This is a genomic window from Chryseobacterium sp. 6424, assembly GCF_003692615.1.
In the GTDB taxonomy this organism is placed as follows: domain Bacteria; phylum Bacteroidota; class Bacteroidia; order Flavobacteriales; family Weeksellaceae; genus Kaistella.
On sequence record NZ_CP023540.1, the window covers coordinates 2,408,226 to 2,420,385 of the forward strand.

12 protein-coding genes are annotated in these 12,160 nt (G+C 43.1%); 9 read left to right on the forward strand and 3 right to left on the reverse strand.

The genetic code is table 11. From position 1 onward, the window contains the following. Nucleotides 1-1,137 (forward strand): tRNA guanosine(34) transglycosylase Tgt, encoded by a 1,137-nt coding sequence (gene tgt, locus CO230_RS11270; protein ID WP_122028688.1) that lies wholly within the window; start codon nucleotides 1-3, stop codon nucleotides 1,135-1,137. 16 nt (nucleotides 1,138-1,153) lie between these two features. Next, entirely contained in the window at nucleotides 1,154-2,248 is a 1,095-nt protein-coding gene (locus CO230_RS11275) for an LptF/LptG family permease (RefSeq protein WP_122028689.1), read from the forward strand. Here CO230_RS11275 and CO230_RS11280 read toward each other — a convergent pair. Further along, nucleotides 2,242-2,955: a biotin--[acetyl-CoA-carboxylase] ligase gene (locus tag CO230_RS11280; RefSeq protein ID WP_122028690.1), complete on the reverse strand. Its 714-nt coding sequence runs from the start codon at nucleotides 2,953-2,955 to the stop codon at nucleotides 2,242-2,244. The genes CO230_RS11275 and CO230_RS11280 overlap by 7 nt on opposite strands. An 88-nt stretch (nucleotides 2,956-3,043) precedes the next feature. Here CO230_RS11280 and rsfS point away from each other — a divergent pair, with 88 nt between their 5' ends. From rsfS to CO230_RS11315, 7 genes are all read left to right on the forward strand, one after another. Next, entirely contained in the window at nucleotides 3,044-3,409 is a 366-nt protein-coding gene (rsfS, locus tag CO230_RS11285) for a ribosome silencing factor (protein ID WP_122028691.1), read from the forward strand. A 46-nt stretch (nucleotides 3,410-3,455) separates the two neighbouring features. Continuing rightward, a complete protein-coding gene (gene ftsH, locus CO230_RS11290; protein ID WP_122028692.1) occupies nucleotides 3,456-5,444 on the forward strand; it encodes an ATP-dependent zinc metalloprotease FtsH in 1,989 nt (662 codons plus the stop codon). 122 nt (nucleotides 5,445-5,566) lie between these two features. Then, nucleotides 5,567-6,148: an LUD domain-containing protein gene (locus tag CO230_RS11295; RefSeq protein ID WP_122028693.1), complete on the forward strand. Its 582-nt coding sequence runs from the start codon at nucleotides 5,567-5,569 to the stop codon at nucleotides 6,146-6,148. Nucleotides 6,149-6,190: 42 nt separating this feature from the next. Then, on the forward strand, nucleotides 6,191-7,066 hold the full coding sequence (locus CO230_RS11300; protein WP_122028694.1) for a phosphatidate cytidylyltransferase: 876 nt from the start codon (nucleotides 6,191-6,193) through the stop codon (nucleotides 7,064-7,066). A 10-nt stretch (nucleotides 7,067-7,076) separates the two neighbouring features. Then, the gene (locus CO230_RS11305; protein ID WP_122028695.1) at nucleotides 7,077-7,730 is read left to right on the forward strand and encodes a phosphatidylserine decarboxylase family protein; all 654 of its coding nucleotides are present in this window, start codon (nucleotides 7,077-7,079) and stop codon (nucleotides 7,728-7,730) included. Nucleotides 7,731-7,818: 88 nt separating this feature from the next. Continuing rightward, the gene (locus tag CO230_RS11310) at nucleotides 7,819-8,364 is read left to right on the forward strand and encodes a hypothetical protein (protein WP_122028696.1); all 546 of its coding nucleotides are present in this window, start codon (nucleotides 7,819-7,821) and stop codon (nucleotides 8,362-8,364) included. Between the two features lie 2 nt (nucleotides 8,365-8,366). Beyond that, nucleotides 8,367-10,493 carry a cation:proton antiporter gene (locus CO230_RS11315; RefSeq protein ID WP_122028697.1) on the forward strand — a complete coding sequence of 709 codons (2,127 nt, stop codon included), beginning with the start codon at nucleotides 8,367-8,369 and terminating at the stop codon, nucleotides 10,491-10,493. A gap of 60 nt (nucleotides 10,494-10,553) precedes the next feature. Here the strand turns inward: CO230_RS11315 and CO230_RS11320 are convergent, their stop codons facing one another. Together CO230_RS11320 and CO230_RS11325 are read right to left on the reverse strand one after the other, a co-directional pair. Further along, a complete protein-coding gene (locus tag CO230_RS11320) occupies nucleotides 10,554-10,877 on the reverse strand; it encodes a bacteriophage spanin2 family protein (protein ID WP_122028698.1) in 324 nt (107 codons plus the stop codon). Between the two features lie 51 nt (nucleotides 10,878-10,928). Further along, nucleotides 10,929-12,140 carry an NAD(P)/FAD-dependent oxidoreductase gene (locus tag CO230_RS11325; RefSeq protein WP_122028699.1) on the reverse strand — a complete coding sequence of 404 codons (1,212 nt, stop codon included), beginning with the start codon at nucleotides 12,138-12,140 and terminating at the stop codon, nucleotides 10,929-10,931. Nucleotides 12,141-12,160: the final 20 nt, after the last annotated feature.

Sequence of the window (12,160 nt, forward strand, 5' to 3'; positions counted from 1 at the left end):
ATGAGCACACCTTTTTTTGAAATAAACAATACCACCACCGGAAAGGCCAGAGCAGGCACCATCACTACCGATCACGGACAGATAGAAACCCCCATTTTCATGCCGGTAGGCACCGTAGCTTCGGTAAAGACCGTACATCAGCACGAACTGAAGAACGACATCAAGGCGCAGATCATCCTGGGGAATACCTATCATCTGAACCTTCGCCCAACCATGGATGTGATGCAGGCCGCAGGCGGACTCCATAAATTCATGAACTGGGACCTGCCAATCCTTACCGATTCCGGCGGATACCAGGTGTTTTCGCTTTCAAAATCACGCAAACTTAACGAAGAAGGTGTAAAATTCAAATCACATATCGACGGAAGCACGCATTTCATCTCACCAGAAAAATCCATGGAAATCCAACGCCAGATAGGTGCCGACATCTTCATGGCTTTTGATGAATGTACGCCTTACCCTTGCGAATATAATTTAGCCAAAACTTCGATGGAAATGACGCATCGATGGCTAAAGCGCTGTATTGAATGGACAGAGAATAATCCTGAGATATATGGTCACAGGCAAAGGCTTTTCCCAATTGTCCAGGGCTCTGTATATTCAGATTTAAGAAAAATCTCCGCGGAATTTATTTCAGAGCAGAATGCGGCAGGAAATGCCATCGGCGGGCTGTCCGTAGGCGAACCTGAAGAAGAAATGTACCACATTACCGATGAGGTAACGGATATTCTACCGAAAAACAAACCGCGCTACCTGATGGGAGTCGGCACCCCGTGGAACATCCTGGAGTCTATAGGCCTGGGAATTGATATGATGGACTGTGTGATGCCTACCAGAAACGCACGTAACGCCATGCTGTTCACCTGGAAAGGCGTGATGAACATGAAAAACGAAAAATGGAAGAACGATTTTTCCCCACTCGATGAAATGGGCACAAGTTATGTAGACTCGGCTTATTCGAAAGCGTATGTACGCCATCTTTTCGTGGCCAAAGAATACCTCTCGAAACAGATCGCCTCGGTGCACAATCTGGCTTTCTATCTCGATCTCGTACGCGTAGCACGCCAGCACATCATCGCCGGGGACTTCTATCAATGGAAGGACTCGGTAGTTCCGGTACTTAAGCAGCGCCTGTAAAAAACGCATTTCGCTAATGAAGATTATTGATTTATATATCATTAAAAAATACCTTGGCACGTTTGTGTTCATGCTCGGGCTTTTAACCATTATCGTACTGATTATTGATGTACAGGCAAAAGCCCCGCGTATTGAATCGAACGGATTTTCGGTAGGTGAATTCCTGATTAATTTCTATCCCTTTTGGATTGTCAATCTCATCATCACCTTCATGTCGATACTGGTTTTTATTTCAGTAATTTTCTTCACTTCCAGAATTGCCAATAATACCGAGATTGTTGCCATCATCAGTTCAGGCGCCAGCTTTCACCGTTTTGCACGGCCTTACTTTATAACATCGACCTTTATTGCGGTAATGGCTTTATTACTGAATCATTTTATTCTGCCCATTGCCAACATCAAGAAAAACGAGTTGGAGCCTTATACCTATAACGCCAAGAACAGGGCCGAATTTACAGGCAATTCCGAAGTCAGCACACAGCTTTCCCGTACCGAATACATTTTCATCAAAAGCTATAACCGCCAGGAAAAAAGAGGCTCGGGATTCATGTATCAGAAATATGATGCCAAGCGGCAACTCACGTACCAACTGATTGCCAATGAGTTTCAGTGGTCTGCCGAGAAGCAGCACTTCATGATGAATAATTATCTGGAAAAAACCATCCTGAAGAACGAAACCGAAAAACTACGAAACGGCGACTCTATCACCAAAAGTTTCGGGCACCCGCCGGAAGAACTTTTCCCTGATGTGCTGTTGGGACAGAATAAAACCACGCCAGACCTTATCGCCTTCATCAACCGTGAGAAGGAAAAAGGTAACGCCAACCTTAATAATTATCTGAACGAGCTTTACCAGCGGACATCCATGCCCGTCTCGGTCATCATCCTTACATTTTTAGGGTTATCGCTGGCTTCGCAGAAAAAACGCGGTGGCTTGGGACTGAATTTGGCGCTTGGGATCGCACTGGCCTTTGTATTTGTATTTTCCTTTGAAGCGTTAAAGGTCGTTTCCGAGAACAAAACGCTTCCCCCCATGCTCGCCATGTGGCTGCCAAACATTGTCTTCGGGCCGATCGCCCTTTGGCTTTATATAAAAAGAGCCAATCAGTAGAGTAATTGTATCTGCTTGTGGAAGAAACGCTGTAACCCATCGTTCTCGAGGTCTACCCAAAGATATCCTTCGCCATCCATTTGTTTAATGATGCCATTTTGTCGCACTCCATTCAACTCAAAGACAGAGATACGTTCCTTACGGTACAAATGATCGTTAACGGCTTTGGTTGTTTCATCGGCTGAAATGTGCCGTGCAAACCCTTCTTTCAGAAAATCAAACAGTTCCGCAGCGACTTGCTTAGGTTTAAAAGAAATGCCTGTTTGTGTGAGTAATGAACCGGCTTTAGGAAGCTTGGAGAAATCAGTCTGAAGAATATTTAACCCAATTCCAACGATTAAATACCGCTCACTATTTATATTTTTCTTTTCGGTGAGGATCCCGGATACTTTTTTATCCCTTATAATAATATCGTTCGGCCACTTTATATCTACGGCGACAGCAGCCATTTTGGCCAAAAATTCGGCAAGCAGCACTGCGGTACGAAAATTGAACAATTCTGGAAGCAAATGCACCTGCTGCTTTATTGCCATGGTAAAAGCGAGATTCAGCCCGGCTTCAATATCCCACGTATTGCCATACTGGCCTCGGCCTTGGGTTTGGTTACATGTAAAGAGCGCGAAATAATCTGAAGGGTTGGCACCCAGATAACCGAGGATTTCCTCATTGGTAGATTTGCACGCATCAATGTAAACCAAGTGACTCATTTATGAAAAATTTAAGATTTACGCAGGCGCAAAGGTGGCTTAATTTAAATAAAAAAACAATAAATTTGCAGTTTATACAAAATTTTTAATGAATAAAATTACAGAAAAACAACAGCTTACTGATAAAATTGTAGAAGCAATACAAGATACAAAAGGGGAAGACATCATGATCTTCGACCTTTCAGGCATAGAAAACTCCGTTACGCAAACCTTCATTATCTGCACCGGAAACTCTAATACTCAGGTCTCCGCCATCTCCGGAAATATCGAGAAAAAAGTTCGTAATGAACTGCACGACCGTCCTTGGCATGTGGAAGGTACTGATAACGCCATGTGGGTCCTGCTGGATTATGTCTCCGTAGTCGTACACGTGTTCCAGAGACAAACCCGCGAGTATTACGACATCGAAGAACTTTGGGGTGACGCGAAAATCACTAAAATTGAAAATAACTAATGATGTTTGACGAAATAATTTTCGTCAAAATTTTTATAAAAAAGATATGAATAAAAACAAAGGATTCAACTGGTTTTTCCCCATTCTTATTACCGCAATCCTGCTGATTTTCTTTACGAATATGAACAGCAGCTCCAGCAGTAATACCCTGGATGAGGAAGGCTTTTACCAACTGCTGAGGCAAGGCAAAGTACAGGATGTACTCATCTATAAAGACACCGAAAAAGCGGATGTATTTTTAACAAAAACCGCTAAGACAGAACAGGCAAATAACACACAACAAGACAGCAGTCCCTTTTCTGCGTTTGATTTTGCGCCAAAACCCGATTACACCTTAAGTTTCGGTGACCTGCAACTATTTTTGGAGCAATTCGACCAAATCAAGAAAGAAAACCCTGCCATTACGACTAAAAAAGATTACGGCATCGGTAAAAACCCAATGACAGAGCTGCTGTTTACTGCACTCTTCTGGATTGGGATCATGGCACTCTTCTATTTCGTCATCTTCCGCAAGATGATGGGCGGCGGTGGCGGTGGCCCCGGCGGACAGATCTTCTCTATCGGGAAATCTCGTGCGAAATTATTTGACGAAAAGGATAAAATACAGATCACATTTAAAGATGTAGCCGGCCTTGAAGGTGCTAAAGAAGAAGTTCAGGAAGTTGTTGATTTCCTTAAAAATTCTGATAAATACACGAAACTGGGTGGTAAGATCCCGAAAGGCGTATTATTAGTAGGCCCTCCCGGGACTGGTAAGACACTTTTGGCTAAAGCCGTTGCTGGTGAGGCTAAAGTGCCGTTTTTCTCACTTTCAGGATCAGATTTTGTGGAAATGTTCGTGGGAGTAGGTGCATCACGTGTACGTGATTTATTCGCTCAGGCAAAAGCAAAATCACCCGCGATCATATTCATTGATGAAATAGATGCGATAGGACGTGCTAGGGGGAAAGGAAACTTTACCGGTGGTAACGATGAAAGAGAAAACACCCTGAACCAGCTACTGACGGAAATGGACGGTTTCGGTACCGATACTAACGTGATTGTAATGGCTGCTACCAACCGTGCGGATATCCTCGATAAAGCGTTGATGCGTGCCGGACGTTTCGACCGTTCCATCTACGTTGACCTGCCTGAACTGCACGAGCGTAAAGAAATCTTTAACGTTCACTTAGCTAAGATTAAACTGGATGATAATATCGACCGCGAGTTTCTGGCTAAACAAACCCCAGGTTTCAGCGGTGCGGATATTGCCAACGTTTGTAATGAAGCAGCCCTTATCGCTGCCCGAAACGGCCACGAATCTGTTACCAAGCAAGACTTCCTGGATGCGGTTGACCGTATCATCGGTGGTCTTGAAAAAAGGAATAAAGCCATCAAACCATCTGAAAAGCGCCGTGTAGCCTACCACGAAGCCGGACATGCCACTATTTCTTGGCTGGTAGAACACGCGGCTCCATTGCTGAAAGTGACTATCGTACCGCGTGGCCGTTCATTAGGTGCAGCCTGGTATTTGCCAGAAGAAAGACAGCTTACGACTACAGAACAGATGTATGACGAGATCTGTGCAACACTTGGTGGTAGAGCTGCGGAGCAGACTATTTTCGGAAATATCTCAACCGGCGCGCTTTCTGACCTGGAAAGAGTAACTAAACAAGCCCTGGCCATGGTAACCATCTACGGATTGAATGATAAACTTGGGAATATCTCTTACTACGACAGCTCTGGCCAATCGGAATATAATTTCGGTAAACCATATTCTGATCAGACTGCGAAAATGATTGATGAAGAAATTTCTAAAATCATTGAAACACAATACCAGCGTGCTTTAAACATCTTAACCGAAAACCGCGATAAACTGGATGCTTTGGCCAATAAATTATTGGAAAAAGAAGTCATCTTCCGCGAGGATCTTGAAGAGGTATTTGGGCAACGTGCCTGGGATCCGGAACTTACAGAACATCCTGTATCCACCGTAATTCCAGGTAATGAAGCTTCCGAGACTATTCAGGCTCCGGAATCAGACACTCAATTATAATTAATTTTTCATTATCCTGATTGTTGTGTGAAAAACACTGCAATCAGGATATTTTTATTAAATACCAATTCTTATCAAATATTTTCTATTTTTGTAATAACAATCGCTAATTCAGTAGAAAATTGAGTTTATTCAAAAAAATTGTCGGGAAAATTTTCAATCAGCCAGAAGTAGAAGATGCGCGGGATGTGATAAAACTCGGGGACCAGCTGAAAAACGCTGATCTGGATTATAAGTTTGCACAACTGTTCACCCATTCGGGTGGTATTTTCAACTATTGTGCGGATGAGGCCGAAGCGCTGCAAACCCTTAATCAGATCCTTAAGATTGAAGGGATAAAATCTGTATTCTGCTGGGATGAAGACCTGAAGAATTTTCTTGATGTGGTGAATGTTCCTTACACTACCCAACTTGAGCTTTTTAATGATTGTGCGTTTATTACCTGCGAATATCTTATCGCTTATGATGGCCGCATCATGCTGTCCCATCATAATATCCTGCACTACCACTCCTCGAGACTGCCCTCAAAAATCATCATCATGGCTAATGTTTCGCAGATTGTCACCAATCTGAACGATGCCATGAGCAAGATAAAACGCAACGGAAATATCCGCAATCTGACATCCATCAGCGGCAGCAATTCAAAGCTTGACACCCCCAACAAAGACAATACAAAACTTTTCTTACTTTTGCTCGAAGATTAAGGCACTGCTCTTAAAATTTGTTTAATTACCAACCCGTTTATTTTGGATAAAAATTTGCTTCAGCGGCTGTTTGGCGGCGCACTTTATGGTTTGCTGGTCCTTCTTTGTACAACCCCGCTGGGCGCTGCAATGGTAAATCAATTGTCGCCCGGGCTTGTAAGACAAGAGAGTCTGTATTATGGCATGATTACGCTTTTTCTGTTTATTGGTGCGTGGGAATGTATGAAGATGATGAAATTCGATCCTAAAAGTTGGGAGAAATGGCTATTGGTACCCATCATCGGTTTTGTTTTCTACCGTTTTTCAAAAAGATATTTCGAGCACGGTTTTTACTTTGATTTCAACCTGTCAGAAATCTTGGCCCTGTCGCTTATCGTAATTGCGGTGGTGACGCTTTTTAAGTTTTCAAAAGAACTTTACTATGATAACGGTAAACTGATCTTTACTGTTATTTATACAGCTTTGCCCTTCAGCTTTGCGCTCGGTTTGCCCAAATTTTCACCGTTCGACAACACCTTTACGCTTGAAGTATTCTTTCTTTTTGTATTGATTTGGAGTAGTGATTCCTTTGCCTATTTTACCGGAAAATTCTTCGGGAAACATAAGATGGCACCAAAAATCTCACCTAAAAAGACTTGGGAAGGGTTTGCGGGCGGTGTCGTGTTGACGCTGGTGCTCGGTTATTTCATCGAGATTTATCAGCCAGACCTTCGTGGTAACTGGGTGGTAATGGGCTTTCTGGTTGCGGTTTTCGCTCCGTTGGGAGACCTTGTAGAAAGCCAGTTGAAACGAACATTCGGGGTAAAAGATTCAGGTAATGTAATCCCGGGCCATGGTGGCATCCTCGACCGGCTGGATAGTTTTATCATCTGCGTACCTGTTGTATATTTGTATTTTATTTTAGAAAAATTTATTTAGTCGTACTGCTATGAAGTTACATAAAGAATCTAAAGGGACCATAATTGTTGCGAGTATCGTATTTGCTGCAGCAGCCTTTCTGTCCGTATATTACCTTCAGCAGTGGTCTTTGCTGATTATTGTTCCGCTTTTGGTCATTTACGGGCTGGTATTTTGGTTCTTTCGGGTGCCAAACCGCGAAATTCTGGATCATAAAGAGAACGTTATCGCCCCCGTTGACGGCAAGGTGGTGATGATCAAAGAGGTACAGGAAGATGAATTCATTAAAGGAAAAGCCATACAGATTTCCATTTTCATGTCACCACTGAATGTGCATATCTGCCGTTATCCGGTCTCAGGAAAAGTGATTTACAAAAGATACCATCCGGGGAAATATCTGGTGGCGTGGCACGAAAAATCTTCTACCGAAAATGAAAGAACCACGGTAGCCGTACAGAGTCTTACCAATCACCAAGTCGTCTTCCGCCAAATCGCAGGGTATGTAGCACGGCGTATTGTATTTTATTGTAATGAAGGCGATCAGGCAAAAGCAGGCCACGAGTTTGGCTTTATTAAATTCGGCTCACGCATGGATATCTTTCTGCCATTAGATACCGAAATCACTTGTAAGATCGGTGATAAAACCAAGGGCGGACTTGATGTGATTGCCAAAATGAAAGAATAACATTCCCCGAAGAATTGATTAAGAATAGCCAGGATTTCCCAGTCTTGGCTTTTTTTATTATTTTTAAGAGCACCAAAACCTCCGAATCATGAGAACACTCGTATATATACTCTGCATTCTTGCGGTCATCAGCTGCAATGATGAAAAAGAAAAAAGCCTTGAACTAAGAGAACAGCACCTCTTAGAAAAAGAAAAAGCGTTTGCCACCAAAGAGATAGAATATGAAAAACTGATGGCACTGCGCGACAGCCTCGAGAATGAAACCATCGCCCCTGTGGTAGAGGAAAACTTTCCTGAGGAAATCCTGGGAAGCTGGAGTGGCAAGATGATTTGCACAGAAACCTCGTGTGCTGAACATGTGGTGGGTGACCAAAGGACAGATTCCTGGGAATTTACGCCTGATGGCCTGAAGATGGTTAACAAAACCGGTGGCGAACGCCTTTTCACCGGTAAAATCTCTGGAAATGAGTTGGTGTTGGCCTCCGATATCAGTTCGAATACCACCAATACCTCCGAAATCGTGCTAAGCCTCACCGATTTGCAGACCGGCCGTCTGAAAGGCACACGTTCTCTTACCGGTAAAAACGACTGTATTGCCAGGTTCTCTGTAGAACTTGAAAAAGTAAAAAAATAATCATGCTCACCATCCTTAATATCTCTCATTTCATACTACCGCTTGAAGATCCGGTGCTTAAATTTCTGGTCGTACTCATTATTATATTGTTCGCACCCATCTTACTGAATAAAATCAAAGTCCCACACCTGCTAGGATTAATTATCGCCGGTGCGGTGGTGGGGCCCAATGGTTTCAATATCCTCCCACGCGACAGCAGTATCGTGGTTACCGGCACTACAGGTCTGCTCTATATCATGTTCCTGGCGGGGTTGGAAATCGACCTTACCGAGTTTAGAAAGAACAAATGGAAAAGCCTGGGTTTTGGCGCCTATACTTTTATCTTCCCGTTCGGTTTGGGCTTTCTAGCGGCTTACTTATTAGGTTTCAGTACACTTACGGGCCTGCTATTTGCAAGTTTATTCTCTTCGCATACCCTTATTTCGTATCCTATCATCAGCAAAATGGGCATCACCCGTAATCCGGCAGTGAATATTACGGTAGGCGGCACCATGATTACCGACATTCTGGCGCTTTTGGTTTTGGCTGTGGTAGTGGGCATGACAACGGGTGAAGTAAACGCGATGTTCTGGACGAAGCTGTCCGTAGGGTTGGTACTCTTCGCTGTGATTGTGCTTTTTGTATTCCCTATTATCGGGCGATGGTTTTTCAAAAAAATCAATGATAAAATTTCGCAATACATCTTTGTGCTTGTGATGATATACCTTGCCGCACTGCTTGCTGAACTTGCAGGCGTTGAGGCGATCATCGGGGCGTTTCTGGCAGGTTTAGCGCTTAATAAACTGATACCGCATTCTTCCTCATTAATGAACCGGATAGATTTTGTCGGGAATGCGATCTTCATCCCTTTCTTCCTCATCAGTGTAGGCATGTTGATAGATGTTCGTGTGTTTTTCAAAGATTTTGAAACTATAAAAGTAGCTTTACTGATGCTTTCGGCTTCAATTGGCGGGAAATATCTGGCCGCGATCATTACACGTAAAACCTTTTCGTTCACAAAAGCGGAAGGTGGGATGATTTTCGGTCTCAGTTCCGCCTCCGCAGCCGCCACACTGGCGGCCGTGATGGTAGGTTACAACATTGTCATCGGCGAAACCGAAACAGGCGAACCTATAAGATTACTGAATGAAAGTGTGTTGAACGGCAGTATTTTACTCATCCTTGTCTCATGTACCATTTCTTCTTTCGTTACCCAAAAAAACGCAGAGATAATATTGAATGCCGACAATGAAAACACATTGGCAGAAACCGATCCTGATGAGGAGAAAATCTTGCTCGCGCTGAATTATGAAAGCACCGTGGAGCCGCTTACAAATCTTTCTCTACTACTGAAATCTAAAAACAATAGCCAAAACATCCTCGCGATCAATGTCATTAATCATGAAACACAGGATTCCTCGGAAAAAAACGCTGAAAAAATCCTTGAAAATTCGGTGAAGATCGGGGCCTCCGCTGATGTTCAGATAACACCGCTGAAAAGATTCGATAATGATGTGCAGAACGGCATCAGTAATGAAATTAAAGAGCATAAAGTAACCGACCTTGTAATTGCGGTAGATCCTGCCAAAGGCTTTTCACCGAGTTTTGTGTATAACTTATACAACGGCTATCTGAACAATTATTCTGTCAACGTGCTGGTATATCATGCGGTGCAACCCATAGCGACCATCCAGCGACATATTGTGGTGCTGCCTGAAAACGCGCATCTGGAGTCGGGTTTCTTTCATTCTCTACTTAAAGTTTGGAATATCGCACGGAACTCAGGCTCAAAAATTGAGTTCTACGGAAGTGAAAAAACCATAAAAGTCCTAGAAAATATCCGAAAGAAAATTAACATCAACGCTTCTTTCTACATCTTCAATCATTGGAATGAAATGGAGAAAATCTTCGGGAAAATGAAAGATAATGATGCCTTCATCCTCTTCATGGCCAAAAGAGATATGATTTCCTATCAGCCGCAGATGCGACAGGTACCTAATTACCTGAACGGGCACTTCCGCGACCGCAATTACCTGCTTATCTTCCCTTCAAAAGAGACAAAGCATGAGTATGAAAGACTCACCCGCGATATTGGCAATGCCGATGATTTCGTGGAAATCGGCAACATCATCGGGAAAATATTCAAATAAAAAAAAAGGAATCAGTTCTTTTTAACTGGTTCCTTTTTTTAATCTACTTGGATGTACTTTTTAGATCGGAACGAAAATTACAGCAGCCACCGCGGCCAAACCTATCGCTACTGAAGAAAACACATCTATTTTCTTAGCCTCGCGGATCTCCTCCCTTTTCAGGATAATGGATTGTCTTTTACGGTCTTTCCCATACACATTTTGCTCATCTACTTTCAGGACTTCCATTTTTACGTAACGTGCGTCCTTTAGCTGGAAGGTGTAACGTTGGTACAACTCCAAAGAATTATTTCTGAGCGGCTTATCCGGTGTCACTACGCGGGTATGGCAGGAAGATAAGGCAAATATGACGATGGTAAACAGCAAAGCGCGGAAGGTTTTCATTTTTTTATTTTCTCAAATGTAATAATTAAAGATCAATTCCCAAAGGATGCATCAGTATCTTGCATTCAGGTCCTTGGCAATCAGCCAGGCTTCACTCCAGCACGCTTGAAAGTTAAAACCACCTGTAACCGCATCAATATCAATAACTTCGCCAGCGATATAAAAATTAGGCAAGACTCTCGAAGTCATATTTTTGAAATTAATTTCCTTTAAATCTACGCCGCCGGCGGTTACAAATTCATCTTTGTAGGTAGATTTTCCGGTGACTGACATCTCATTTTGACAAAGGTTTCTGATGATACTCTCAATTTCCTTAGAAGTCAGCGTCGAAATGTTTTTGTCTAAATTCACCTTTGAGAGCCAAAGAATCCTGTGCCAGAATCTTGTCGTAACATCAAATATTTTCGATGCACCGATGGTTTTCTTTGGATTTTGCTGACGGTAATTTTTAAAAGTTTGTACAGCATCTTCAAGGTCAATGCCCAGAAAATTAACTACAATCTGAAACTGGTATTTCAAATCGGCCAGTTCGCGGGCTTTCCAGGCTGAAATTTTAAGGATTGCCGGACCTGAAAGTCCCCAATGTGTGATGAGCATCGGACCGGATTCATCCATTTTCAGTTGCGGAATCGAAACTTCTGCATGGGCGAAACTGGTTCCCATCAAATCTTTCAGCGTATCGTTCTTAATGTTAAATGTAAACAGCGAAGGCACGGCAGGTACAATTTTGTGACCCAGACTCTGAATCAGCTTTAAAGATTTCGGTGAACTTCCGGTGGCGTAAATGACGTAATCGGCCATGAAGGCTCCGCTGTTGGTTTTAATCTGATATTGATTCTCAATTTTTTCAATTGCGGAAACGACACTCTGGGTTCTTATTTCAAAATTCTTTGCCTTTACAGCCTCCAAAAGTGTATTGATGATGGTTTGCGATGAATTGCTTTCGGGGAAAATGCGGTGGTCGCCTTCTATTTTTAGTGGAACATTGCGCGTTTCGAACCACTCCATCGTATCGCCGGGCTGAAATTTGTGGAAGACGCTCAGCAGTTCTTTGTGACCCCGCGGATAGAAACCGACGAGTTCGCGCGGGTCGAAACAGGCATGCGTCACGTTACATCTGCCACCACCCGATATCTTTACTTTTTGCAGCACATCGGAATTCTGTTCGAGGATGGTTACGTAGTATTTTTCGGCGTCCAGATTGGCTGCACAGAAAAATCCGGCCGCGCCGCCACCGATGATGACTATTTTTTGTTTTTGCATACACTTCAGACTTACGTGTG

Bases quoted from the DNA above. Each gene is read 5' to 3' on its own strand.
- tgt (WP_122028688.1), top strand. From the start codon at position 1: ATGAGCACACCTTTTTTTGAAATAAACAATACCACCACCGGAAAGGCC.
- CO230_RS11275 (WP_122028689.1), top strand. From the start codon at position 1,154: ATGAAGATTATTGATTTATATATCATTAAAAAATACCTTGGCACGTTT.
- CO230_RS11280 (WP_122028690.1), bottom strand. From the start codon at position 2,955: ATGAGTCACTTGGTTTACATTGATGCGTGCAAATCTACCAATGAGGAA.
- rsfS (WP_122028691.1), top strand. From the start codon at position 3,044: ATGAATAAAATTACAGAAAAACAACAGCTTACTGATAAAATTGTAGAA.
- ftsH (WP_122028692.1), top strand. From the start codon at position 3,456: ATGAATAAAAACAAAGGATTCAACTGGTTTTTCCCCATTCTTATTACC.
- CO230_RS11305 (WP_122028695.1), top strand. From the start codon at position 7,077: ATGAAGTTACATAAAGAATCTAAAGGGACCATAATTGTTGCGAGTATC.
- CO230_RS11310 (WP_122028696.1), top strand. From the start codon at position 7,819: ATGAGAACACTCGTATATATACTCTGCATTCTTGCGGTCATCAGCTGC.
- CO230_RS11315 (WP_122028697.1), top strand. From the start codon at position 8,367: ATGCTCACCATCCTTAATATCTCTCATTTCATACTACCGCTTGAAGAT.
- CO230_RS11320 (WP_122028698.1), bottom strand. From the start codon at position 10,877: ATGAAAACCTTCCGCGCTTTGCTGTTTACCATCGTCATATTTGCCTTA.
- CO230_RS11325 (WP_122028699.1), bottom strand. From the start codon at position 12,140: ATGCAAAAACAAAAAATAGTCATCATCGGTGGCGGCGCGGCCGGATTT.